At 49.4% G+C, this 26,660-nt stretch carries 18 protein-coding genes; 12 read left to right on the top strand and 6 right to left on the bottom strand.

Annotated elements, in window-relative coordinates; all coding sequences use genetic code 11:
• Positions 1-69: 69 nt before the first annotated feature.
• From AC1XUF_RS08365 to AC1XUF_RS08355, 3 genes are all read right to left on the bottom strand, one after another.
• Positions 70-882 (bottom strand): outer membrane beta-barrel family protein, encoded by an 813-nt coding sequence (locus AC1XUF_RS08365; protein WP_483341232.1) that lies wholly within the window; start codon positions 880-882, stop codon positions 70-72.
• Positions 831-2,237, bottom strand: coding sequence for an outer membrane beta-barrel protein (locus AC1XUF_RS08360; RefSeq protein WP_483341231.1), 1,407 nt, complete (start codon positions 2,235-2,237; stop codon positions 831-833). The genes AC1XUF_RS08365 and AC1XUF_RS08360 overlap by 52 nt, the downstream gene beginning before the upstream one ends.
• A 170-nt stretch (positions 2,238-2,407) precedes the next feature.
• Positions 2,408-3,493, bottom strand: coding sequence for a helix-turn-helix domain-containing protein (locus AC1XUF_RS08355; RefSeq protein WP_483341230.1), 1,086 nt, complete (start codon positions 3,491-3,493; stop codon positions 2,408-2,410).
• Positions 3,494-3,782: 289 nt separating this feature from the next.
• Here AC1XUF_RS08355 and AC1XUF_RS08350 point away from each other — a divergent pair, with 289 nt between their 5' ends.
• The 5 genes from AC1XUF_RS08350 to AC1XUF_RS08330 all read left to right on the top strand — a co-directional run bounded on the left by AC1XUF_RS08350 (position 3,783) and on the right by AC1XUF_RS08330 (position 12,556).
• Positions 3,783-4,334, top strand: a complete 552-nt coding sequence (locus AC1XUF_RS08350) for an RNA polymerase sigma-70 factor (RefSeq protein ID WP_483341229.1) — start codon at positions 3,783-3,785, stop codon at positions 4,332-4,334.
• 110 nt (positions 4,335-4,444) lie between these two features.
• The gene (locus tag AC1XUF_RS08345; protein WP_483341228.1) at positions 4,445-5,464 is read left to right on the top strand and encodes a FecR family protein; all 1,020 of its coding nucleotides are present in this window, start codon (positions 4,445-4,447) and stop codon (positions 5,462-5,464) included.
• A 136-nt stretch (positions 5,465-5,600) separates the two neighbouring features.
• A complete protein-coding gene (locus AC1XUF_RS08340) occupies positions 5,601-9,095 on the top strand; it encodes a TonB-dependent receptor (protein WP_483341227.1) in 3,495 nt (1,164 codons plus the stop codon).
• A 40-nt stretch (positions 9,096-9,135) separates the two neighbouring features.
• On the top strand, positions 9,136-10,914 hold the full coding sequence (locus tag AC1XUF_RS08335) for a RagB/SusD family nutrient uptake outer membrane protein (protein WP_483341226.1): 1,779 nt from the start codon (positions 9,136-9,138) through the stop codon (positions 10,912-10,914).
• 283 nt (positions 10,915-11,197) lie between these two features.
• Complete coding sequence (locus AC1XUF_RS08330; RefSeq protein WP_483341225.1) at positions 11,198-12,556, top strand: enolase C-terminal domain-like protein; 1,359 nt, start codon at positions 11,198-11,200, stop codon at positions 12,554-12,556.
• A gap of 318 nt (positions 12,557-12,874) precedes the next feature.
• On the opposite strand, the gene AC1XUF_RS08325 is transcribed toward AC1XUF_RS08330, so the two are convergent.
• The 3 genes from AC1XUF_RS08325 to AC1XUF_RS08315 form a co-directional block, all read right to left on the bottom strand.
• Positions 12,875-14,164, bottom strand: a complete 1,290-nt coding sequence (locus AC1XUF_RS08325; RefSeq protein ID WP_483341224.1) for a glucuronyl esterase domain-containing protein — start codon at positions 14,162-14,164, stop codon at positions 12,875-12,877.
• Between the two features lie 63 nt (positions 14,165-14,227).
• Positions 14,228-14,425 carry a hypothetical protein gene (locus AC1XUF_RS08320; protein WP_483341223.1) on the bottom strand — a complete coding sequence of 66 codons (198 nt, stop codon included), beginning with the start codon at positions 14,423-14,425 and terminating at the stop codon, positions 14,228-14,230.
• Complete coding sequence (locus AC1XUF_RS08315; RefSeq protein ID WP_483341222.1) at positions 14,391-14,555, bottom strand: hypothetical protein; 165 nt, start codon at positions 14,553-14,555, stop codon at positions 14,391-14,393. Before AC1XUF_RS08315 ends, AC1XUF_RS08320 begins: the two co-directional genes overlap by 35 nt.
• Before the next feature lie 284 nt (positions 14,556-14,839).
• Here AC1XUF_RS08315 and AC1XUF_RS08310 point away from each other — a divergent pair, with 284 nt between their 5' ends.
• The 7 genes from AC1XUF_RS08310 to AC1XUF_RS08280 all read left to right on the top strand — a co-directional run bounded on the left by AC1XUF_RS08310 (position 14,840) and on the right by AC1XUF_RS08280 (position 26,645).
• The gene (locus AC1XUF_RS08310; RefSeq protein WP_483341221.1) at positions 14,840-15,241 is read left to right on the top strand and encodes a hypothetical protein; all 402 of its coding nucleotides are present in this window, start codon (positions 14,840-14,842) and stop codon (positions 15,239-15,241) included.
• 192 nt (positions 15,242-15,433) lie between these two features.
• Entirely contained in the window at positions 15,434-16,660 is a 1,227-nt protein-coding gene (locus AC1XUF_RS08305) for an acetate/propionate family kinase (protein WP_483341220.1), read from the top strand.
• 5 nt (positions 16,661-16,665) lie between these two features.
• A complete protein-coding gene (locus AC1XUF_RS08300; protein ID WP_483341219.1) occupies positions 16,666-19,029 on the top strand; it encodes a phosphoketolase family protein in 2,364 nt (787 codons plus the stop codon).
• A 157-nt stretch (positions 19,030-19,186) separates the two neighbouring features.
• Entirely contained in the window at positions 19,187-19,783 is a 597-nt protein-coding gene (locus AC1XUF_RS08295; protein ID WP_483341218.1) for an RNA polymerase sigma factor, read from the top strand.
• Positions 19,784-19,856: 73 nt separating this feature from the next.
• Positions 19,857-21,128 carry a FecR family protein gene (locus AC1XUF_RS08290; protein WP_483341217.1) on the top strand — a complete coding sequence of 424 codons (1,272 nt, stop codon included), beginning with the start codon at positions 19,857-19,859 and terminating at the stop codon, positions 21,126-21,128.
• 243 nt (positions 21,129-21,371) lie between these two features.
• Positions 21,372-24,953: a TonB-dependent receptor gene (locus tag AC1XUF_RS08285; RefSeq protein ID WP_483341216.1), complete on the top strand. Its 3,582-nt coding sequence runs from the start codon at positions 21,372-21,374 to the stop codon at positions 24,951-24,953.
• Positions 24,954-24,965: 12 nt separating this feature from the next.
• Complete coding sequence (locus AC1XUF_RS08280) at positions 24,966-26,645, top strand: RagB/SusD family nutrient uptake outer membrane protein (protein ID WP_483341215.1); 1,680 nt, start codon at positions 24,966-24,968, stop codon at positions 26,643-26,645.
• Positions 26,646-26,660 lie beyond the last annotated feature (15 nt).

Below are 26,660 nucleotides of genomic sequence, written 5' to 3'. Positions count from 1 at the left end.
AAATATAAAGTCAAAATTAAACTTTCAAAACTTTTTGAAAGTTTAATTTTTTCGCGACTGAAAAAGCCCTTAATTGCCAGCCCTTCCTTCTTCGTCGCTTTTTCGCGTGCTTTTGGCTTTATAAGTTGCTTTTCCCAATTGATAGTTCAATGTTAACACCGCCCGTCGTGTACGGAACAGATGTGTAAACTGATTATCAATGATGGTTTTTTCGCGAAATACGAGGCTGATACGATAAGTGTAAAAAAGATCATAAAAATTCAGCTTCGTGTTCAGCTTTCCGCCAAGCCAGCTTTTTTGCAAACCCAGGTCCAGGGAACCCATGTCCTTGTTGATGTAAAGACTATTACCGCTTCTGGACTTATACCGGTAAGTTACGTCGGCAGTAATCGCGTTTGGCAAAATAAAGACCTGGCTGCCGCTAACCGCGAAATCGACTACGCCTATCTCGTAAGTTTTCCCGAAATAGGGCATACGTTGCTTGTTGTAGTTCACATTGAGGTTGTGCGACGTTTTCCACCAACGTGCAATGGAAAAAGTGTAGCCCGATTCCAGATTGGCAAAATCGCTGTAAGGCAGGTTCATGCCCAGGTATAGGAGTTCATGGGTTGCCGGGTTGTATTCAGGATACCGGGTCATCAGATTTTTTTCCCTCCCCAGCGTAAGCGCAACATTGAATTCCTGGAAATTGTAACTCAGCTTTACGGCACTGGTGACCGACGGCCGCAGGTATGGATTGCCCACCCGGTAATTGAGCGGACTCAAATAAAACCGGAACGGATTCAACTGATCGAAATCCGGACGTGTAATCCGGCGCGTGAAAGCGATGCTTAGCAGATCCCTTTTTTTGTATTGTAAGAAATAGTTGCCCCCGGCAGCCAATTGAAATAGTTTCTGTTCTGGGTTTCATTGTTTGTAATTGAATGGGCATGTGTACTGGTGTTTTCGGCCCGTAAGCTCAGGTTAAAGCTTAGTGCCTGGCTCTTGTAAGCATAGGAAATATAGCCCGCCGTGATGCGCTCTTTATACAAAAACTGATTCGTGCGTTCCGCGTCGGGAACGAAAACGTTGGCTAGCGTATCGTATTTCAAATCATTGTCCGTGGTGATGAAAGCATATTTGCCGCCTGCTTCGAGGACGCCTTTTTTCAAGTTCTTTGTATAATCAACCTGTATGTTGCGAATTCCAATGTCGTTTTTAAGCGCTGTTTTCCAATAGCTAATCAAATCGTCGTCCAATTGATCGCGGATCTGAATGTCTTCTTTCTGTCTGTTGCTGATGTGCGTCAGCGCGCCAAAAAGCACGATTTTATTTCCGCCAAATGATATATCGTAACTGGCATTAGCGGCATAATTGCGTTGGGTGGGCTTCGCTTTGTTTGCAGTCTGGTTAACTGCCAGGGTATTTTGCCGTAATGAATCCTGGAAGGTCAATGTATTGTTTGTTAGAAGGTTTCGGTTAGCCTGGTAGGTTTTTAGTGAAAGTTCAATGTGCTGGTTCTTTTTAAGGGCATAATCGATACCCAGCTGTAAAGCCGGGTTATTATTGTTGGTTCGGGTGTGGGTATACGTGGTCATGAAATTTCTGTTCGCCAAATGCTGCAATGCATTGTACTGATAGTAATCGCGGCCCGCCACATAGCCGCTTCGCAAAGTATAGGTCAGATTTTTTGTCCGGTAAGAAAGGTTCAGATTGTTGTCCGATGAAGTGTACACATGGCGGCGGATGCTGCTGGCGACATTGCCCAGCCAGCCCACCGACAAATCCCTTTTTAGCCGGATATCAATGATCGCCCTGTACTTCCCATCGTAACGGGAAGACGGGTTGCTGATGATTTCGATGGCCTCGATGGTTTCGGGATTCAATCCATTCAGATAAGCCTGCGATTCTTCGGGACTCATATCTATGGGTTTTCCATTGATAAAAATGGCCGGGACGTTCCTGCCCGACAACAGCATGGTCCCGTCGGGGTTCACTGTTACGCCTGGGGCTTTTCGCAAGATATCCATGGTGTTGGCGGAGGTTTTGAAAGCACTGTTGCCGGCAATATTCAGGACCGTTTTTTCGGCGTCGTATTGAACCGGAGCGCGCTCTCCTCTGATGATCAAAGCGTCCAGAAGCTTTGGGTCCAGCTCGGGAACGGACTGCACGGTATCTGCGGGAGTGACTTTACTCTGGGCAAAAACCGCGGAGACACTAAAAATCAGGACTCCCATTAGTGAAGGAAATTTCAGCATAAAAACATTTGATGGGTTCGGGAAATGAACGTTTCAAATGTAGGGAGGCACTTTTTAGAGGAAGTCTGGATTTATGATTTCAGGGGTACGGATTTATAAATTGGTACGAAGTCGACATTTTTTGACCACGAAGGCACGAATGCACTGGTGTTCGATTCCTGCCTTCGTGGCTAAAAAAAATCCGAAGCCCGACTCTCCTTATAAACCATCGGCGTACTCCCCTTCACCTTCTTGAACGAACTGTAAAAAGTAGATTTGGAATTAAACCCTACCTCGTACCCGATCGCTTCCAGCGAAAACGGGTGGTTGGCTTCGATCATCCGGCAGGCTTCGTCGATCCGGTATTCGTTGATGTAGGTCGCGAAATTTTTGCCTAGAGCGTCATTCAATAATTGGGAAAGCTGGTGCGACGAGAGGTTGACCACTTTCGCCAGTTCGCTCAATGTCAGGTTGGGGTTTTTGAATAATCCCTGTGAAACCACGGTTTGCTCTAATTTTTGCAATGAGACGGCGGCTTCGGCGGGATCGATTTTCTTATTGGCGTACCGCTCAGGCTTGACAGCAAAGGGATCTTCAATTTTAGATTGGAAAAAATGCGAGAAAATCATCCAGTAAAGCACAAAGGTGAAAATCAGCGCACCACCGAAGTACATGTATCCGCCAAATTGGATTTGACTAAAATTAGCAGACAGCAATGCCGATAAAAAGCTGAAGAAAATCGCCACGTTGGCGAAGAAAACAGCCAGCAACCTTTTCTCGGGTGCCTTTATCAAAGCATTATCCCGGACCAGCCTGCCGATCATTTCACGCAGAAGAATACCTGAGGCGGCTATATAAACAAGCCATTCTGCATATATGATTCTGATGAAATAGCGGCCCCAAATGGCAGGATGTGTCGAATAAGGTGCCAGCAACCCGGCAATAACAATAACCGCAACCAATGCACCCGCCTGAAACTTCCAGCTTCGCGGCATCTTTCCCGGTTTCTCGATGCTTGATTTGATAAAATAATAAAGTGCAGGTCCGATAAGGAAACAGGCAGACAAGCCAGTTTGAAGGTATATTTTCGCCAACGTCGGATTAAAATATACAAAAACCGATTTCCCGATCCTGATCCCCAATGCCAGCAGCAGACAACCCAGAAAGAAGCCTGAAAGGTTTTTTCTCTTGAAAAAGGTCAGATAAATACCCAGGATCAGGGCATTAAAAGCTCCCAGTGCGCCAAGAAAAAACAGGATATATTTGCCCTCATTCATGAAATAAACCAGATATCATTGGCCGGAAGTGACCCTAACCGTTTTTAAAATTAGGATAGGTCAGCACATTTAGCAAATGTTGAAGACGCCTGGTATGCCCCGGGTCCCTAAGGGGAGAGCATTTTCGGCAAAAAACGTCAAGTCTTCTTGAGGGGATTCAGGGGCAAGCTCCTAAGCCCCATTTTAAATACAGCCCCCGCATCATTATTTTCCACACCCCCCGTACTTTACCTTACATTCATAGCCATTGCTGATTCTCTGTTGGCAGGCAGCGCGTAAAATACCCGGGGTGAAAGATTTAAGCGACATTGAACTATTTGAAAAGCTTTGTCGGCATGACGACCTGTCGGCCTTCAAAATGCTTTTCGACCGGTATTGGCTAAAGCTCTATGCCGCCGCGAAAACAAGGTTGCAGAATAAGGACGAGGCAAAGGATTGTGTGCAGGATATTTTCCTGAATATCTGGTCCAAACGCAGCACATTGCCCGTTCCGGAGTCTGTAAAGGCTTATCTCTTCATTTCCCTGAAAAATAAAATCCTAAATACCATCCAGCACCGGCTTACCGACGAAAAACATTTGCAGCGGTATGTGGAGGAGGTAGACAACTTGTACCAGGACATGGATCCCGGTATGGAAATGAGCGAGCTGGAAGACGTGATCAAAGACGAGATCAGCCGCATGCCGGAGCAAATGCGGAAAATATTCATTCTCAGCAAGGACGAGGGATTGAGCGGCACCCAGATAGCCGAATTGCTCTCCATATCCCACCAAACCGTGCGAAATCAGATCAGCACCTCCTTGAAACGGATTCGCCAACGGATCACCCGCTTCCGCGCATAGCTTGTGTTACAAGTACTTATGGCGTTTCTGAAGAACAATAAAATAAATTTTTTCTCCTTATAGTACAATCACTTTTCGGGATTGTCTTCATTATATAAAATCTTCATATAGTGAAACAAACGCATTTAGCCCGGTTATTGGAAAAGTACGAGAACGGGACCATTTCCGCGTCTGAACTTGCAGAGCTCGACGCGTGGTATCATTCTTTTTCACAAAGCGAAAGGGCCTTGGAAGACGATCTGGCGCAACATCCTGAGCTTTTGAAAACCCTGCGGTTCGAGATATGGAATCAGATAGAGGAGCAGATGAATGCGGGAAATGTGCTGCCGCTTCAACCGGAGAGAAAACTTCAGACTGGCGTACCGGCCTGGATTTACCGAGTCGCAGCGGTTTTGTTATGGGGTATTTTCATTGGGATAGGCTACTGGAAAATGCGGCCGTCGCCGACTGTATCCGCTTTCCAGAATATTTCAACCCAAAATAACCTCTCCAAAGTAAAGCTGTCGGACGGGACACTGATATGGGTAAAGGCGGGCTCCAACCTGCGCTATCCAAAGGTTTTTGACAAAGAGAACCGGGAAGTTTTTCTGGAAGGGGAGGCGTTTTTCGACGTGGCGCACAATTCCGAAAAACCTTTTCTGGTACATACCTCCGACCTGACCATCCGGGTGCTGGGTACCGCTTTTAATGTCAAATCCTATAAAAACCAGGGCACGATCGAAACCACGCTGGTAAGAGGAAAAGTCAAAATCGAAAAGGACAATGTTCCCGGAAATGCGGAGGTTATCCTGAACCCCAACGAACGGGCTGTTTACAATAAACAATCCAAGGCACTGGATATCGTAAAATCTGTGGACGTGGCCGAAGTGGTCGTAAAAGATGCCCAGGTGAAAGCGCCGCTGAGTCTGATATTCGACGAGACGCCGTTCAACAAAGTATTCACCGCACTCGAACAGCGCTATAATGTAAAAATACATGTCGAGAACAGGGAAAACCTCAATTGCAAGCTGACGGCCGACCTGGAACAGGAGGGGCTGCTTGAAACGCTGCAGCTGATCAAAGTGTCGCATCAAATCCAGTTCCGGATCGAAGATAATGAAGTGTATATAACTGGTAAACTCTGTCAATAAAAGCCCATCCGCCTATGTAAAAACGCCTTTCAAAAAAAAGAACGCCGAAAGTGCTACCAACACTTCCGGCGTAGTAACTGCCACTTTCTGAGAGCGGCAGCGTCATGTTTCTTTTGTCAAAAAAACTTTTAAATCTATGAAAAAATCTCGACTTCCTAACGGAGTGGCGACTGAGCGCTATGCTTTATTCGGGAGACTCAAATACCTGAACAAAATATCCGGAAATATGATGATGACGTTGTTCATCCTGACTCTGACCACTTTCTTTCAGACTCAAGCAGGGAAACCTGCGACGGAACCCACCAAGATATCGATCGTGAAGCATGCGACTCCCCTAAAAGAGGCGCTCAAAGAAATAGAAAAGCAAACGCCATTCCGCTTTTTCTACAACGACCTGCAAGTGAATGTGCATAAGATCGTCAGTGTCAATGTGGTAAACGCCACGATCAATAACGCACTTGATGAGGTTTTTAAAAATACCGGCATTTCCTACCAACTGACAGGCAGACAGATCCTGCTGTACAACAGGTTCAAAGTCCGTTCGGACTCTTCTTCGCTGGGCGAAATCCTTCCTGCGCTACCCAGGTTCGAGAAGGTCTTCCATAAGGTCGACGGCAAGGTGACGGGTTCGGGTGGAGAGCCCATACCAGGTGTCAACGTGGTTGTAAAAGGCACAACGACCGGATCGAGTACCAATGCAAACGGAGAATTTTCAGTCAATGCCCCGGATAAGGATGCGGTGCTGGTCTTTTCTTTTATCGGATATGTGACCCGCGAAATTCCCGTAAACGGCCGCTCTGAGTTGAATGTAACCCTGGAAACGGATGTCCAGGCACTTGGAGAAGTAGTGGTGGTGGGATACGGAACACAAAAACGTTCGGACCTGACGGGTTCCGTAGCTTCTATAAAAGCCGATGAGATCAAGAACCTGCCAGTAAGATCGCTCACCGAAGCATTGCAGGGACGTGCTGCCGGTGTCATGATCAGCAAAGAAAACGGGAAGCCGGGCGCCAACTCGCAGATCATCATCCGGGGCGTAGGTTCTATCAATGGACTGAACCCGCTTTTTGTCATCGACGGCATCGTGCGTGGCAACAACAGCAACTTCAACCCGAAGGATGTGGAGTCGATCGAGATCATCAAAGATGCCAGTGCAGCCGCAATATATGGTGCGCAGGCAGCGGGCGGTGTCGTTTTAATTACAACAAAAAAGGGTTCTTTTAACCAGAAAAACAGCTTTAATTTCTCTTCCAATGTAGGTGTCCGGAACATCACCAAATCCTACAATATGCTCCAGACGCCGGACTACATCCGTGCGCGCAGGGGCATTAAGCAGGATTATGGCCTCTGGAACAATCCCGACCTGCCTAATACCAACTGGTTCGACGAACTTTTCCAGAGTGGCAATGAGCAGACTTACATGTTATCCATGAATGGCGGTACGGCCAAAGCAAAATACTACGTGTCGGCGGGTTATGAACGTGAAAATGGCATCCAGAAAAGCAATTATTGGGAGCGTTATTCGCTGAGGATCAACAATGATTACCAGCTTGCCAAGAATTTTACATTCGGCCACCTCATTTACATGGCCAAAACTTCCCAAAATCCGGCCACAAGGGGTATTCCCTGGAGAACACTGCCGTACATGGCCGTACGTAATGCAGACGGCACCTTCGCAAAAGTACCACAGGAAGTGGAGTTTTCCGGTGGTAACGATGTGGCTTCGCTGGCTTATATGCATCAGAAAAACAACAACCTGCTGCTCGACGGAGTGGTATATGCCGATTGGGCCATTGTGAAAGGACTGAATTTCAGGACAACCGCAGGCGGCGGTTTCAATGCAGGCTTTACGGACAATTTTACGGAAAAAAACCTGCTCTTAAGGACTGCCCAGGTTGAATCCTATTCCAAATCATCCAGTTTCGGTGAAAGTTACCAGCTCACGACGCAATTGACCTATGCCAAGGTTTTCAATGAAAAACACGATTTCAAGATCATGGCGGGGTACGAGATCAAAAAATCCGTCGGGTCGAGCCTGAGTGCCAATGCCACCTCGTTTCCCGTTCAGGTGGCCGAATCATTTGATCTGTCGACGAACCCGAACAAAACAGCCAGTGGTGCTCTGAGCTATGGCCGGTTTTTGTCGCAGTTTGGCCGTCTGAACTATACCTATGCGAATAAATATATCCTGACCGCCAATGTGCGTCGGGATGGTTCCACCAAATTCGGGCCATCGAGCAGGTGGGGGGTATTCCCCTCAGTAGGCGTGGGCTGGAAAGTGAATGAAGAACCGTTTTTCCAGCACATCGGCGCCGAGCTCATCACCTTGCTGAAACCCAGGTTGAGCTGGGGTATCCTGGGTAACGACGCGGCGATTGGTAACTATGCGTATCAGCCTTCTTACCAGCAAGTGGAGCAGCATAGCTTTGACGAAACCAATATCGTAGGCGGTTTCAACTCCATCAAGGTGGTTAACAAGGATATCAAATGGGAGGAGATCCATACCGTGAACGCAGGTCTCGACCTGAACATGTTCAGCGACAGGCTATCGCTTTCCGCGGAATACTACGACCGCGAAACGAGGGATATGTTGTATAACCTGCCTATTCCTTTGTCGTCGGGCATAGCGCCATTCAATGCAGCCAACAGTACCATGCCGGTCAACATTGGAAAAATATCCAACAAGGGCTGGGAGCTGACGGTTTCTTACCGCGACCGCCGCGGCGACCTGAGCTACAACATTTCCGGAAACATTTCTCAAAATCATAACAAAGTAGTCGATCTCGGTTTGCCCACCGCCTACATTTATAGCGGAAGCCTTGCATTCATGAGTGGTAATTCTCCATTCAAAACCGTCAACGGGCAGCCTGTGGGCCAGATTTATGGATTGATCACGGAAGGACTGATCAAGGACCAGGGCGAGGTGGACCAGTTGAACGCTACCGCGACCGAAAAAGCACTCGCAGCCGGGACCATTAAGCCTGGTGCGGTTGCTTACTACAATCAGCAGTATACGGGTCCGGGCGATTTCAGGTTTAAGGATTTGAATGGCGACGGCAAGATCACGGACCTCGACAGAACATTCATCGGCAACCCCTGGCCCAAATTCCAGTACGGTTTCAACATCGACCTGGCCTGGAAAGGGATTGATTTCATGGTGCAGTTCTTCGGTATCACCGGCCGCGATGTGATCAACGGTTCCAAAATATTCGAACAGTCGTTCCAGCAGGATTACCAATCCACCCCCGCAATTTTCAATGCGTCGTATTTTCTGGGTAACGGGCTTACCAACCAGCCCCGGCTGGGTGTGATCGATCCTTCAAACCCCAATAAATTCATCATCGATCCAAGCAAGAACTACGGTTGGTATTCATCCTATTTTGTTGAAAACGGATCGTACCTGAAAGTAAAAAACCTGTCTCTCGGTTACACGCTTCCCGAAGGACTGGTGCATAAGCTGAAACTGCAAAAGCTCCGGATTTATGTGACTGGGCAAAACCTGCTCACTTTCACCAAGTTCACTGGCCTGGACCCGGAGTTTTCCAACGATGTAAAAAATCACGGCTTATACGGAATTGATACTTATCCCCAAACAAAGCTGTATTCAGTCGGACTTGATCTGAGTTTTTAAAAGATCAACGAGTAAAACAGGCTTTATCAAAAAGATTTCAATGATGAAAAAACTAATCTATATCCTGCTTTTTGCGGTCATCACCGGCACCCACACCGGTTGCAGCGACTCATTTTTAGACGTGAAAGACAACAGTTCCATTTCTCCCGCCGATTTCCCGAAATCGCTGGCCGACCTGGACTTAATGCTCGTTTCTATTTACGGCGTCCAGCACGAATGGGGGTTCATGGGGCATTTCTGGCATGGCTATTCCATGTATTGCCTGGACCATACCATCGACCTGCAATGGCGTGGGGATGAATCCTGGATCGGGATATGCATTGGCAAAGCCCAACTGGGCGACAACAAAATTTCGCAGGAATGGCGTGACGTCCAGAAAGGCGTTTATTACGCGAACAGTACTCTGGAAGCCATTGCGAAATACCGCACAACAGCGCCGGAAACTGAAAAAGCAGCCATTGATACCAAAGAAGGCGAAGCGCTGTTCATGAGAGGCTTCTATCTCTGGCATTTGCAAAGCCTTTACGGGCAGCCCAACCTGGACGGAATGGGGGTGCCCATCATCCGGACTGTACCGCAAGACTTGTCGTCCATGTCTGTACCCCGTGCCACAACAAGAGAGACCTACCAGGCAATTATCGAAGACTGGAAACGTGCCGCAACATTGCTCGAAACCCAGAAAGATGTGCACCGGGCCACCCAATGGTCGGCTAAGGCAGGGCTTGCCAAGGCATATTTGTTTGCCGAGAAGCCCGACAGCGCCAAAATCTATCTGGAAGATTGTATCAACAACAGCGGCAAATCGCTGGTGAGCTTTACCCAGTACAAGAATATGTTCAATGGCAACACGCAGTACGAGTATAATTCGGAGTCGTTTTACGAGGTAGGCAACAAAGCACAGCCCGAAGCGGCAAACGGCAACGGCTCGCGTGCGCAGAACACCGGTTCGACGGTTTCCCTGCTCTACACGCCATTTTACATTGATCCCGCCGACGACGAAAGGAAGGCGATGGGTTACAGCAACCAGTATATGCACGATCAGAACCTGAAAAGGTTCGGATATGTGGACGATGCGCCATTTAACCAGATGGAACAGGTGGACGGCAAATGGAGATTAAAACCAGCCTATGTGACGCAGCAAAATACACGTCGCGCGCTGGTAGGCACACAGGCCGACGGCCCCGATCCCCGGCTTTATGTTTGCGCCATGCAGCCGTTTTTCGATTCGATCAAAGTGGCAGGCAAATTCTATAAAATTGCGCAGGCGGAATTCGGGAAATGGTATAACCTGGATGCGGCAACCGGGCTAAAAAAGGAAAATTTCTACGGCTGGCCGCTCAAAAAGAACCAATACCTGGATGGTAAGCTGGAAGAAACCAAGAACGTTGCAGGCGCTAACTTCTATTTCATTCGCCTGCCCGACATTTACCTGATGTATGCCGAAATCCTGAAATCGAGCAACCCGGCCCTTGCTTTGGAATACATCAATAAAGTAAAAAGACGCGCCTACGGTTTCCCACCCAACGCTCCTTCCGCGGTCGATTACAAAAGTCTGGCCGACAGGACCAAAGCACCAGCGGACGATCATTTGGCCAATAACCCTCTTTTATACGAGAGATGGGCGGAGTTCTTTGGCGAAACCAGATGGTGGGAAGATGTGCGCCGCCTGAGACTCGGTGCCCAGGAATCCGCATTTTTCAAAACCGTAGCTGCCGGCAGGAGCATTGTATGGCGCGACGAGCATTACGCGATGCCGATATCGCCCCTGGAATTTGAAACCAATACCAACCCTGGGATGAAGCAAAACCCGGGATATTAACAAGCTAATTGCCGACTACTTCCTAAACCTCAGTGGGCGTCATTTTTGGCGCCCACAAAATTTGAAGCGCTGCCCTATTTTTTCAGACAAATTTCGGTACAGCCGGTAAAAACGCTGCTATTGTATTCGATACAGGAATTGCACCAGGTATTTATAGATCATCAACGAAGATGCTTTAAGATACTGCGTATAGCGTATTGAGTGATAGTTTTGATGGAAGCTTGTTCAATCAGGATCATAGCTACTCCGGCAAGAATCAGTTTTAAGAATCAAAAAAACAACCATGCTTAACAAAATAGATCTTGCCCCGTCCATGAACCGGCGGGAAGGAATGAAAATGCTCGGACTTGGCTCGGCGGGTGGACTGCTTGGCTTGTTCGGGGGTAAATCCGCCGAGGCGAAAGATGTTACTACTCCGGCCTATGCCAAAGGAATGGCGTCTGTAAAAATCAAAAGCGTGAAAGCGATTGCGACGGCTCCAATGGGGCATAACCTGATCGTGGTAAAAGTGGAGACGACCGAGCCGGGATTGTACGGATTGGGTTGCGCCACATTCACACAGCGTGCCGAGGCGGTGGTGACGGCGGTGAACAGTTACCTCAATGAGTTCTGCACCGGAAAGGACGTGGATAACATCGAAGATATGTGGCAATCGACCTATGTAAGTTCGTATTGGCGTAACGGGCCGGTTTTGAACAATGCTTTGAGCGGGCTCGACCAGGCTTTGTGGGATATCAAAGGCAAGCGCGCCCATATGCCGGTGTACCAGATGCTGGGCGGAAAAGCGCGTTTTGCAATACCCTGTTATACCCACGCCGGCGGAAACACTCCGGAACAATGCGCGGATAATGTTCTGAAATTCATGGAGGAGGGGTTTGGCTATATGCGCATCCAGAGCGGTTACGCCAACACGCCAGCCGGGAAAAAGCCCGATTTCCAGGAAGCGGGCTACGGTTACCCGGGCGACGGACATATGAACGAATCTGCCTATCTGCGCTCCATCCCTAAGATGTTTGAGGTGGTCAGGAAACGCTGCGGCGAAGACATTGAGCTTTTGCACGACATCCATGAGCGGGTGCAGCCCATCGGTGCGATCAACATGATCCGGCAGCTGGAACCTTATCATCCGTTTTTCATTGAGGACCCGTTTCCGCCAGAACAAATGGGCTGGTTCAAACAACTGCGGCAGAGTACAACGGTACCCATTGCAATGGGCGAGATTTTTAACAATCCCAATGAATGGCGGGATGCGATGGTGAACCAGCTGTTCGACTATATCCGCTGCCACATTTCGCAGGTTGGCGGTATTACGCCAGGGATGAAAATCGCAAGACTGGGCGAATGGTTTAACATTAAAACGGCCTGGCACGGTCCAGGTGATGTTTCACCGGTAGGACATGCAGCCAACAGCCATATTGATTTTGCGATCTGGAACCTGGGGATCCAGGAGGCGGTGAGCTTTTCCGACAAAATGCTGGAAGTGTTTCCGGGAAGTCCTTATGTGAAAAAGGGCTATATGTATGTGAACGAGGCGCCGGGCCTTGGCGTGGATATCAACGAAAGCCTTGCCGCCAAATATCCAATCAAAAAAGGCTCCAACTGGCAGATCAGAAGCAGCGACGGTACCATTCTCAGGCCCTGATCTACGAGCATTACTGTATGAATTTATTTTCTAAACCTTTTTATTTTCTCATGTTCCTGCTGTTTTTCAGTTGGTCGTCCCGGGTGCCAGCGAAAAAAGCATTGTGAGCGACACCGATCCCGCCCGGTTGATTAACTGGCATCCAAAGCCAGGGGAGATATTCCGGCGCGACGCCCGCAATCATGAAAGCGGGTATGACGAGTACAACCCTTTTACAGAAGAGGCAATGCCAGTGTTGCGGTATCCTTTGGGAAACGGTCCGAAGTAACTCAAGAATAAGATGAAGCGATCACTAATTAACTCAGTAGCTCCTGACGCTCAAAGGTATTTCTTCATATAAGTAATCATAAGCGTCCAGTCACCGGGCAAAACCGTGTGCCCGCCCTCGTGCATGTAATAACCCAAGTGGTTCATGAGCAACGAAGTATCGCCCGCCGGGGGCATTGTGGTTGTTTCCGGGGCGGTTTCTTTGAAGAGTTTGTATACCGGAGCGGCAGCTATAGCCGACAGGAATTCACCTTTCGGGTCAGACCAATAATCGGTACTGCCCGTTTGGAGCAGCAAGGGCCTGGGCGCCATTAATGCCACCAGCATATGGGCGTCGATCGGCATCTTGTCTAGCTTGTCTGCATAAGTATGGTAATTGGGGGCAAACTGATAGAGGTAGCGTGAGGGATCGGTAATATGCTGCACCGTTTCGCCATAGTTGCGACGGCTGATCGCCGCCCCGCCTTCGCCGGATATACTAGCGAGCACCATTTTGAACCGGGTGTCGCGCACGCCAGCCCAAAGGACGGTTTTTCCCAGGCGCGACGCTCCCTGCAGGGCAACACGTTTACTGTCTATCTGCTTGTCGGTTTCAAAATAATCCATAGCCCGGCTCAGTCCCCAGGCCCAGGCGGAAATAGCGCCCCATTCATTGGGCGCGGTTTCAGTTTGCCCTGGTCTTAAATATTGTTTCCTGATCCCGTAGCTTATCCCGTCCTTAAAATCGGGCTCTATATCGCCGTAGTAAACCGTCGCAAAACCAATTCCGGCATCGAGAAATTGTTCCACATTCATTTTCCCGAAAGGCGTTGGCTGGTCGGCTCTGACTCTCTTGCCCTCCCGGTTCCAGATGTTGTTCACCAGCAGTCCGGTATCTTCGATAGTCTGATTGTAAGCGGCAAATGAAATGTTCATCAGCAACGGCACCGGTTTGGCGGCCGCAGTCGGCAGGTAGATCAGCAGGTTCATTTTATGGTCCGACGTATCCTTTGTAAAATAAACGGTTACCTGTTTGCGCATTGCCTTGCCATTGAATGCAACGGTACCCTGATCAAAAACTTTGAACGTCATTTCGCCGGGGCGGCCCGGTGTTACGCCGAATTGAATTTCTTCAAACAACCTGATCAGCTCCGGTCTACGCTTTTCGGTCCAGATTTTCGCGCTGGTCACTGTTTGCCCGTCTGTGCATTTGAGCAGATCGGGCAGGGTGTAATTACCTACTGAGTCTTCCTGATAATTGACCGGAAATCCGGCAACCAATACCGGGCGGTTTGCGGGTTGCTGCGCAAAAGCTGCGAGCCCGATGGCCGCAAGCAATCCCGTGAAGAGAGCTGTTTTCATGGTTTGGTAATGGCGCGATCCGGTGCACCGGTTATCTGGTTGAGGTATGAATCCATATAAAAATCACTTTTCTACGGCCATTTCGGTCATCAGCCACCGCGTGCAAGCGACCATGGGCGTCCGATACTCTATTGTAGTTGCCCGTTCCGATAGACGGGTTATCCTGCGCGCGCCGCCCGGCTCATTCATTGCGACCCCGGGCAGCAGGGGCGTTTCCGGTCTGACCTTATTCCCCTTTTGTCGTACAGGTTTTTGCGCCATGACTGGTGTAACCGATTTGGTTGGTGAGCAGGCGTGCCGAAAGACCACGGGATAAGGATTGTGCGGCGCTTCCTACCACCTGCAGCCGGAACAGCAGTGCCATTGCAATATTTCGGAATGGCGTTTTCATCCTTCGGGTCCCATAGAACGATTATGCAAAAAAGCCCGCCGACCCAATGAAATACCCGTCCTGCTCTACGAAACCGTCATTTTAATCTATTAAACAGGAAATTTGGATATAATATATTCATTTACAGGTTATTATGATCAAATTTGACCTGTTTGTCGTCGTTCCCTGCCTATCTGTCGAATGTGCTTTGCTGCTGATGAATACCGCCTTAACATTGTATCATCAGTCAGGGGCAGGGTTGCTCCTGCAAAAACAAAACCATCACTTTTTAAATACAAAGAACCATGAAAACGCTCATCGCATCGGTAATTTTTGCTTGCTCATTGTCATTCACTTCAACTGCTTTTGCACAGGTTGGCACGACCGCTACCGGAACAAACATTTCTGCCACACCGAATACCGAGACCAGATTCTGGGTAGTGTCGGGCCAGAATGGAAAAGTAGATGTGAATGTAGTTAAGTCGGCCAAAATGGTATCTCTCAACATCGTAGACCAATATGGCAAGACGCTGGCCAGCAAAACCATTACGAAAGGAGAATCCGCAACCCGCACACGCTTTGACCTGAACGAACTTCCGGACGGTACCTATAAAGTGATCCTGATCGAAGGTAACCACGTACAGGAAAAAGACATCGAATTGAATACACATTCGTCAGAGACAACCAGAACTGTTTCTCTGAGTTAATGTAAGCCGCCCCAGGATAAAAAGCCCTGCCGCTCCACCGAGCCGCGGGGCTTTTTGTCTTGGGGGATAAAAGGTGGGCGAAGGATTACCTACTATGACGGCGGTTAGTTTTTGAGGTGAGATTGGTATGCTTTTTTAAAACCGGCATTTTCTAGTTTTGATCCACGTACATTTAGTGTCAAAAGTAAGGTTATGGGTAATCCGTACGCGTTTGAAACCAAGGCGAAGCAGGTGATTTTAACCCTTAACGGCGGATCATCCAGCATCAAATTTTCAGTCTATAGTTTAGAAGAAGGCCTGGCTCTCGTTTTATCCGGAGAAATAGGCCGTATCGGTGGAGAGGAGGCAACATTCAGCTTTCGTCGGGAAGGTGATGACGATGGGGAAAAGAAGGCAATCGGTGCGCAGAGTATGGCGACATCGGGAGAATTCCTGCTCGACTGGCTTGAAAAAAACATCGGGTTTGAAAAAATGCAGGCAGTGGGGCACAGGATCGTGCATGGAATGGATCACCGGGATGCGGTTGAAATTGATGATCTGCTGTTAAAAGAATTGAAAGAAATCAGCGCATATGACCCGGATCACTTACCGGCTGAGATTTTTTTAATCCAAAAAATAAAGGAGCGAAAGCCGCAGCTGAAACAGGTAGCTTGCTTTGATACGGCCTTCCATGCTGGTCTGCCTCAAGTGGCGTCCCAATTTGCGTTACCCCGAAAATTCCTTCAAAAGGGCATCAAACGTTATGGTTTTCACGGGTTATCGTACAGTTACCTGCTCGAACAGCTTCGCGAAAAATATGGCCCGGACACTGTAAGCGGACGCCTGGTGCTGGCACATCTGGGAAGCGGTTGCAGCATGGCAGCAGTGAGGGATGGCAAAAGCCTGGATACCACCATGGGGTTTACGCCGGTCGGAGGAATGATGATGGGGACCAGGACCGGTGATTTAGATCCGGGGATCATTGATTACCTTCTTAAAAACAAGCTTGTTGGTATATCCGAATTTTCGGACCTGATCAACCGCCAGTCGGGGTTGCTGGGCGTTTCCGAAATCAGCGCCGATATGGGTGAATTGCTTGAACAGGAAGAGGATGATGACCGTGCCGCAGAGGCGATTGCATTATTTGTGTACCTGGCAAAAAAATGGATCGGGGCAATGGCAGCCGTGTTAGGCGGCTTAGACGGACTTGTATTCACCGGAGGTATTGGAGAAAATGCGCCCGGGGTGCGGCTTCGGATTTGTCAGGGGCTGGCTTTTTTAGGAATTCAAATAGACGAGATGGCGAATAGATCAGGACAGACCTTGATATCGGCCCCGGAAAGCCGTGTCAAGTTATTTTTAATCCCGGCCAACGAAGAATACATGATCGCCAGGCTTACACAGCAAGCAATAAACGACTTGGGACCTACTCCACGATAACGAATATGGAAAACGAAAAAAACGAACTAAGCCTTGTGGATGCCTACTGGCGGGCAGCCAATTATCTTTCCGTGGGACAAATGTACCTGCGGGAGAACCCGTTGCTTCGGGAGCCTTTGCAGGTAAGCCACATTAAAAAAATGCTGCTGGGCCACTGGGGTACCACGCCAGGGCAGAACTTTATATATGCCCACCTCAACCGGATCATTAATAAGTACGATCTGAACATGATCTACATATCCGGTCCGGGCCACGGCGGACCAGCACTGGTTGCCAATACCTACCTGGAAGGCACTTATTCCGAAATTTATCCCGACATCAGCCAGGATGAAGCGGGATTAAAGAAATTATTCAAACAGTTTTCGTTTCCCGGTGGTATCCCCAGTCATGTTTCACCGGAATGTCCGGGTTCTATTCATGAAGGCGGGGAACTGGGTTATTCGCTCAGTCACGCATTCGGGGCAGTTTTTGATAATCCGGACCTGATTGTGGCCTGTGTCGTGGGTGACGGCGAGGCCGAAACCGGCCCGCTGGCTACTGCATGGCATTCCAATAAGTTTTTAAACCCCGTTACCGACGGCGTCGTGCTGCCCATCCTGCATTTAAATGGCTACAAAATAGCCAACCCAACGGTTCTGGCTCGCATTGGCCACGAAGAGCTGCAAAAGTTGATGGAGGGGTATGGCTGGACACCTTATTTCGTCGAAGGCGACGATCCGGCGGTGATGCACAAGCAAATGGCCGATGTGCTCGATCAGGTCGTCGTACAGATCCGCGCGATCCGTTTTGATGCGCTGGAAAATGGGAACAGGCAGCGCCCGTTCTGGCCGATGATCGTCTTAAGAAGCCCGAAAGGCTGGACTGGGCCAAAGGAAGTGGACGGTGTAAAGATTGAAGGAAGTTTTCATGCACACCAGGTACCGATCGGAAGTCCGGCTACCAACCCCGGGCATCTGAAGCAGCTGGAAGAATGGATGAAAAGCTACCGGCCCCATGAGTTGTTCGACGATGGCGGAAAATTAATCGAAAGTTTGGCCGCGATTGCCCCCAAGGCAGAAAAGCGCATGGGCGCAAATCCGCATGCCAATGGCGGCTTGCTGTTGAAAGATCTCCGGATGCCCGATTTCCGGGATTATGCGGTGGAACTGGAACAGCCGGGTGGGAAAACGGAGTCGGACACGACCATTGTCGGGGGATTTCTGAGGGACGTGATCCGATTGAACCAGGCGCAGCGGAATTTCAGGATCTTCGGACCCGACGAAACGCTGTCCAACAAGCTTAACCATGTTTTCGAAGCAACAGACCGCCAATGGATGGGCACCACGGATGATACCGACGAATACCTGAACACAGACGGCCGTGTGATGGAAGTACTGAGCGAGCACCAGTGCGAAGGCTGGCTGGAAGGCTACCTGCTCACCGGGCGTCATGGGCTGCTGAACAGCTATGAAGCCTTTATCCATATTATCGATTCGATGTTTAACCAGCATGCCAAATGGCTGAAAGTGACGCGCGAACTGCCATGGAGAAGAGAAATTGCGTCGTTGAATTACCTGCTCGCGTCGCACGTCTGGCGACAGGACCACAACGGCTTCACGCATCAGGATCCCGGTTTTATCGACCATGTGGTGAACAAAAAAGCGGAGATCATCCGGGTATATCTGCCACCGGACGCGAACTGCCTGCTGTCTGTCATGGACCATTGTTTGCGGACCAAGCATTATGTGAACGTGATCATCGCCGGCAAGCATCCCGCGCCCCAGTGGCTCAATATGGAGCAGGCAGTAAACCACTGCACAAGAGGCATCGGCATCTGGAACTGGGCCAGCAACGATGAAAATGCAGAACCGGATGTGGTTATGGCCTGTGCTGGCGACGTGCCGACACTGGAAACACTGGCAGCGGTTTCTATTTTAAGGGCGCATGCGCCGTCCCTGAAAATAAGGGTCGTAAATGTGGTCGATCTGATGAAGTTACAGTCGGTCACCGAACACCCACATGGACTTGACGATCCTTCATTTGATGCACTTTTTACGTTGAACAAGCCGGTGATTTTTGCTTTTCATGGCTATCCCTGGCTCATTCACAGGCTTACCTACAAGCGGCATAACCATCAGAATTTTCATGTGAAGGGTTATAAGGAGGAAGGAACGATCACAACGCCTTTCGACATGACCGTTCTCAACGAAATGGACCGGTTCCATCTGGTACAGGATGTGATCATGCGGTTGCCCCAGTTGGGGAATACCTGCGCCTACCTGAAACAGGAGATGCAGGATAAGCTGATCTTCCATCGGAGTTATATCAACGAAAACGGGGAAGATATGCCGGAGATCAAAGATTGGATATGGACAAGTAATATAAAATAGTTTCCCCATTGCAATAACCCCGCTTATTTAAGTAATTTGCATAGAACAAATTGTAGAATAAATGTAAAAATGGCTTGTTTGGATTTTGCCATTGCATGAAAAGGAAGAATAACATTCCAGTTTTGTTCAAAACAACAAATTGATTTAAAGGCGGTTAATGAGAGAGTTTTCAGATGACAGGATGCTTTTGGATCGCTGTGCCGAGGGGGACAGGGAGGCGTATACCGCATTGTACAAGTCTTATCTCTCGGGTTTGCTCAAATACATTTACCTGTTTACCAAATCCCAGGATCTCAGCGAGGAAATCGTCCAGGATACGTTCGTGAAGATCTGGGACCAGCGCGACGGGTTGAAAAATGTGCAGCTTTTTGAACCCTATCTGTTTAAAATAGCCAAAAACCTGTTGCTCGACTATCTCCGGAAAGAGAAAACACAGCTCAGGTACCTGTCGTCCTCTGCGCCGGTTAGGGAGGAAAGCGAGGAGTACGCCGACAGCGACCTGATTTACGGGCAGTGTTTCCAGCTTGCCCAGGACGCGATCCGCATGCTTCCGGAAAAACGCAAACAGATATTCGAACTCAAAACCAGAGAGGAATTTTCATTGGACCAGATTGCCGAAAAGCTCGGGATTTCCAAATCGGTTGTTAAAAAGCAACTTTACGCAGCCAACAGTTTCGTAAAGGACTACCTGCGCAAGCATGGAGAAATCACAGCAAATGTGGTGATATTCATGTATTTATCGTCTTCTATTTAATAAGTTCTAAAAAAAGTAAAAATAATTTCACTGTCGAGGGGTTCTTTCGGAATGCTCGTACGTCTTTCGGAATATGGAAGAAAACGACTACCAAAGCTTTGACTGTAAAGCATTTTTAGAAAAATACCTCCAAAACAGGCATTCTCCCGAAGAGCATGAGCAGTTCCTCAAATGGTTTAGCTCTGTTCCACCACAGGAGGCTGAGCGGATCATGGAAGCGTATGGCGGCATGGCCGGAATGCGTTCCGTATTGGAAATGCAGAACCAGAACGATGCCTTGGTCCGGAAAATAGAAGCGCGGCTGGACCAGGCCGACGCTGCCGTGAGCACATCCGTAGCCCCGGTTTTAAACTTATGGACTTACATCAGAAGATTTTCGGCCGCAGCAGTATTTATCCTGCTCGGCTTTGGCGGTTATTACCTTTTCATCAGCAAAGCCCGGCAATCCGGAACTGCCCCTCAGCCTGTAACAACCGCTGAGGGTGCGCCCGGAGGGAACAAGGCAATGCTGACCCTCGCCGACGGGTCGAGGATCAACCTCAATGAAGCAGTTGAAGGGCAGATCGCGAAGCAATCGGACATCCAGATCTACAAAGTCACGGACGGGCAGCTGGTCTATTCCAGGCCGGTTAGCGAAAAGTCCGCTGCCGGTAACCGGGCGAACTTCAACCAGATCACGACACCCAAAGCTGGTCAGTATCAGATTAACCTGTCGGACGGAACGAAGGTTTGGCTTAATTCGCTGTCGTCCATCCGTTTTCCCGCCATTTTCGATGGGAACGAACGTCGTGTCGAGATTACAGGCGAAGTTTATTTTGAGGTATCACCTTACCAGCGGGATCATCGGAAGATTCCATTTCTGGTCGTCTGCAACAACCAGGTAATCGAGGTCGTAGGGACCCATTTTAATGTAAATTCCTACAGGGACGAAGGGGCAGTCAAAACCACTTTGCTGGAAGGAAGCGTGAAAGTATACCCTGTGCGCGGCAATGCCGGGAAGGTCGGGACGGCGGTGCGTTTGAGACCCGGCGAACAATCGATCTTAAAACAAACAAACGCCAGTACAGCCGCGATCTCGGTCGAAAAGGCGGATACTGAAAGTGCCATTGCCTGGCAGAAAGGCTATTTTAAATTTCTTGATACCGATATTCAGGAGGTGATGCGCCAGCTTTCCCGCTGGTACGACCTGGAAGTGGTATACAAGGGGCCTCTCCCGCAAGATCAGTTTACCGGTTATGTTTCAAAAAAAGTGGCGATTTCCAATGTGCTGAACATTCTGGAAGAAGGCGGGGGCGTGAAGTTTAATGTCAGGGACAACCGGGTTGAAGTGATGGCTGCGGAGTAGTATCTTATTGATTTACAATTACTTATAGATAATTTTTCTTAAAACCAGATACCAGATATGAACGACAGCTGAGCAAAACACGCTGGTTGACCAAAAAAAACACTTCGGATTGGCGTCCGAAGTGGCAAGTACCCTACTGAAATCTTTGGCCGGACTCAGTACGGGGCGCTGTTGAGGTTAATACAGTCAGGAATTTTCGAGAAACCCAAATCATGTACAATTGAACCTAAACATTGTAAAAGTATGAAATATGCTTTACTAAGTCAACACGGCCATACCCGGCCGGGTACCCGGCATGCACCGCCGCTTTATGTCAAAATAGCAAGGATTATGAAGCTTACGGCCTTTCTCTTTTTTGTAGTTTTTATGCAGGTGAGCGCCGGCGTATATTCGCAAACCGTTAGGCTGAACGAGAATAACAGCGGGCTGGAAAGGATTTTCAATGAAATCCGCAAACAGACGGGCTATAACTTTCTATATAACAACCGGTTGTTGAAAAAGACTGTCCCGGTAAACATCAAAGTGAATGGCGCGGAACTGAAAACGGTGCTGGACCGGGTTTTTGAAAATCAGCCTTTGAGCTATTCCATTATTGACAAAACGATTGTCGTAAAAAAGAAAAAAACAAGCGCTGAGCAGATAGATATGCCGGCGATCAGGCAGGAAAATATGCCCGAGCCGGTATTTGGAAAAAACGACCTGGGAGCGCCCAACCTGCTTTCCAATAAAGTGACCGCCTACCAGCTGCCGGTTGTGGAAGTAACGGGTAAGGTTACCGATGACAAGGGGGAACCGTTGCCGGGTGTGAGCATTGTCATCAAAGGGTTGTCGCAGGGGACCACTACGGCGTCGGACGGAAAATTCTCGCTGGCGGTGCCGGGTACGAGCTCGGTGCTCATCTTTTCTTTTGTAGGGTATGTGTCCAAGGAAGTGATCGTAGGGAACCAGAGCACGATCCATGTCATACTTGGGGTGGATACCAAGGCACTGGAAGAAGTGGTGGTGGTGGGCTATGGCGAAATGAAACGCGCCGACCTCACGACCGCGCAAACTTCGGTGTCGGCAAAGGATATCAGCAAGACGGTCAACACGACGATCGAGCAGGCTATTCAGGGCAGGGCGGCAGGTGTTTATGTAACCCAGAATTCGGGCCAGCCGGGCGGGGGTATTTCTGTCAATATCCGCGGGGTTAACTCCATCAGCGGCAGCAACGAACCATTGTATGTGGTGGATGGGGTGCAGATTCCCGGCCAGTCGGTGTCGTTTGGGTCGCAAAGTTCGTCCAATCCGCTTGCAGGATTAAACCCCGCCGATATAGAGTCGATTGAAGTGTTGCAAGGTCCTTCCGCAACTGCTATTTATGGTTCGCGGGCTACCAATGGCGTTTTGATCGTTACAACCAAAAGAGGAAAATCGGGGGATACCAAGATTTCCTACGGTTACCAATACAGTTTGCAAACCGCCCCGCAATCGCTGGATGTGATGAACCTGCGCCAGTATGCACAAATGGTAGGCGAGTACCACGCATTGGCGGGGGGCGAAACGCCACAGGAATTTCTGGACCCTTCGCTGCTGGGCACCGGTACCGACTGGCAGAAGGAGCTTTTTAAAAGCGCGCCGATGAACAAGCATCAGCTGAGCCTCAGCGGTGGCAATGATAAGACTACTTATTATCTGTCCGGCGAGTACCTCAAACAGGATGGCGTGGCATTGGGCTCGGGCTTTAACCGGTACGGTTTCAGACTGAACCTGGATAACAAACCAAGAAAATGGGCTTCTATCGGTGCGAACCTCAGTTTTAACCAAACCAATGACAACCTGACCACCAGCCAGGAAAACATCATCGCCAGTGCGTTACAGCTGACGCCGCAGGTACCTGTTAAAAATCTGGACGGATCGTGGGGCGGGGGAGACACGAATAATGGTGCCAATCAGTTTGCACCGGTCAACCCCATTGCGATTGCGAATTTGACGACAAACAAGCTGGTCAGAAGGCAGTTTCTGGGTGGTTTGAACCTGGGTATCGAGATGATGAAGGGCTTGAATTTCAGGTCTTCCTTCAATACCAATCTGGGTTTTTCAAATTCCACTTATTATATCCCGACTTATGCGATTGGCTGGGCCAGAAACGTGACCGCGTCGCTGACCAATGGGAACGGTGTGAACACCTATTACAATTGGAACCAACTTTTGGAATATAATAAGCAGTTCGGAAAGCACAGCATCAATGCCATGGTAAGCCACGAAGCACAAGCTTCGACCTACAAGAACGTAGGCGCCACCAGGACCGGCTTTTTAACCAACGATATCCTTGACCTGGCTGCGGGCGATGCGCTTACTTCCAGTAATTCAGGTGGTTCGGGCGAATGGGCAATGGAATCGTACCTGGGAAGGTTAAACTACAACTATGCCGACCGGTACATTGTCATGGCGACCGTGCGACGCGACGGTTCGGCTAATTTTGGTAAGGAAAACAAGTGGGGTTTTTTCCCGTCCGTTTCCGCAGCCTGGCGGGTATCGCAGGAGCCATTCTTCAATGTACACGCAATCAGCGAGTTGAAGTTGCGCTTTGAAACAGGTGTGACGGGGAACCAGGGCAGCGGCGGGATCTACTCGCCGATGGGCACCGGTGCGACGCCCACCTCGACGGGTTTTTTACCTACCAAATACAGCAATCCTGGTTTGAAATGGGAAGAAACCAAAACCAACAACTTCGGCATCAACGTGGGCCTGCTGGAAAACAGGATCCAGTTTGAACTGGACTATTATATCAAGAACACCGATAACCTGCTGATGGAAAAACCATTGCCCTGGTATATGGGAACCAATGGAACCGGTGCGGTGGGTTCGCCGACAGTTAACATCGGCGCATTGCAGAACAAAGGTTTTGGTTTTACGATCAATACCGTCAACATCAACCGCGGCGGTTTCAAATGGGAAAGCAGCCTGAACATTTCGAGCTTTAAAACCAGGATCAAATCATTTTACTCGGAAAGCGCCTTTGTGGACCGCACTTCTTGGTGGTTACAGGATTGGACGCAGCGTTCGGAAGTGGGTAAAGCGCCCTGGCTTTTCAGGGGATATGTGGAAGAAGGGCTGTTTCAGACCGTTGCCGAAATCGATGGCAGCGCCGTGCCCGTGGACAACAACGGAAACAGGCTGCCTACCAACGTGAACAACATCTGGGTGGGCGACGTGAAGTTCAAGGATATCAATGGGGATGGTAAAATTGATGAAAATGACCTGACCAACATTGGAAATCCCTGGCCGAAAATGTTTGCGGGTTTTACCAATACCTTCTCTTACAAAGGTTTCGATCTGAGCCTGCTGTTTACCAGCACCTATGGGAACGACATTTACAATTACCTGGGCAAGCTGAATACCAATGCCAGCAATATCAACCTGAGCCGCAACCTGCTGGTGCACGCCATGGATTATGCCAAGCCGGTGACCAATGAAAGCGGCGAAGTGGTACTGGCCAATCCCGGTACCGACGTGGCGCGGATCTCCAACGGGCCCAATGGTAACTTCAACCGGCACACCGATAAATGGGTGGAAGATGGCTCCTTCATCCGGCTGAAAAACGTTTCGCTGAGCTATAATGTACCGGCGGCTTTGATGTCTAAACAGAAGATCATCAGAGGGGCACGCTTATCGGTAGGAGCGCAGAATGTGCTCACATTCACCAGATACACCGGTTTTGATCCCGAGGTGGGCGCTTATGTTTCCAGGGATTCCAGTCCGTCCAATCAGGCTATCGGGCTTGATTACGGCCGGTATCCGCTGACTCCCGTTTACACTTTTAGTCTGGGCCTGGACTTCTAAAAACTGAACCACATGAAAAATTTCCACAATATACTTTACCGGACCGCCCTTTTGGTTTCGCTCTTTGCCGTTACTTCCTGCTCCGAGGATTTCCTGGAAAGGCCGCCGGTTGACTCGATCGTAGATGCCGGTTTTTACCAGACGGACGATCAGGTTTTGGCTTCTACCGCATTGTTGTACAGCAAGGTATGGTTTGATTACAACGACAAAGCTTCTTACAATCTGGGCGATTTCAGGGCGGGGACTGCGTTTTCGGCCTGGAATGACAGGGGTAACGTGCTTTTCAATACCACGGGGAACACACCCGAGAACGGTTCTGCCTGGCGGTCGTTTTTTATCGTAGTCGGTCAATCCAATCTGGCCATCAGCAATATCAATCAGTATGCGGGTACCGGGGTGTCGCCTGCCATTAAGAAAATGGCGATCGCCGAGGCAAGGTTTATGCGCGCGGTGGCCTATCGTTCGCTGGTGATGAACTGGGGCGCGGTGCCGATCATTGAAAATAACCTGGAACTGCTGTCGGATACCACCGTTTCCCGCAACACGCCCGAAAGCGTCTGGAAATTCCTGACCAGCGAAATGCGCCAGGTAGCAGAGGACCTTCCCGAAACACCGGTGCGTCCGGGCCGGATCACCAGATGGTCGGCGGAAGGAATGCTGGCACGGTTTTACCTGACCCGCGCAGGCGTGGAGTCAAAAGGGTCGGGGCCGAGAAACCAGGCTTTCCTGGACAGTGCCAAATACTATGCGGAAAGGGTGATCACCCAAAGCGGGTTGTCCCTGCTGAAGAATTACAGCGACCTCTTTTTGTTCCCTTATGACAACAATTCGGAATCATTGTTCTCGCTGCAATGGGTTTATTCTCCCGGCGCCTGGGGTACCCAAAACTCAACGCCCGCATACCTGGCTTACAGTCCGGATATCGCTAACGGCGACGGCTGGGGCGGCGATAAAAGTGCAACCTGGTGGATGCTCAGCCAATATGAAGGAATAAAGCCAACTGCAACCGGCATGCAGGGACGTACTGTGGACCAGCGGCTTAAAGCGACTTTTATGCTGCCGGGAGCCAGTTATCCTGAAATTACGCAAACGATCCCGGGCGGCGAGCAAAGATTAGTTTTCCCATTTACCGGGACAGATAACAATTTTGTTGCCATCAAGAAGTACCTCACCGGTAAGGCCAAAGACGTAGGCGGATTGTCCGCTTCTCAAAACTATGGAAACGATACGTACATGATGCGGCTGGCGGAAATGTACCTGATCTACGCAGAAGCAGTGCTGGGAAACAATGCATCCACAACAGACCCTACCGCATTGAAATACTTCAACATGGTGCATATGCGGGCGGGCCTGCCGGTTTTTGCGGACCCATTGACTTTTGATGTCATCTTCAAGGAGCGCCTGGTCGAATTTGCGATGGAAGGAATGGCCTGGTACGATCTCGTAAGCCTGCATTATTACAATGCAGCCAAAGCCTATTCGATCCTGAACAGCCAGGACCGCGGGTTGTTCTTTACGGCTCCCGACCATTTCCCGAACCCTACTTCGTGGACGTTCACCAAAACGTCCTGGGCCACCACCGAGCGTACGATTGATGCCAACAGCGGAAACTTTCTTTTGCCGATCCCTTCGGCGGAGCTGAGCCAGGCGCCCAATCTTCAAAAACCGGCTGTGGACTATTACAGCAAATAAATCATTCAGGTTTAT

This window comes from Dyadobacter sp. HNCC25DJ185, from assembly GCF_056895195.1.
Note: the sequence above shows the minus strand (reverse complement) of the source record. Positions and strands in the feature narration are given on the sequence as shown.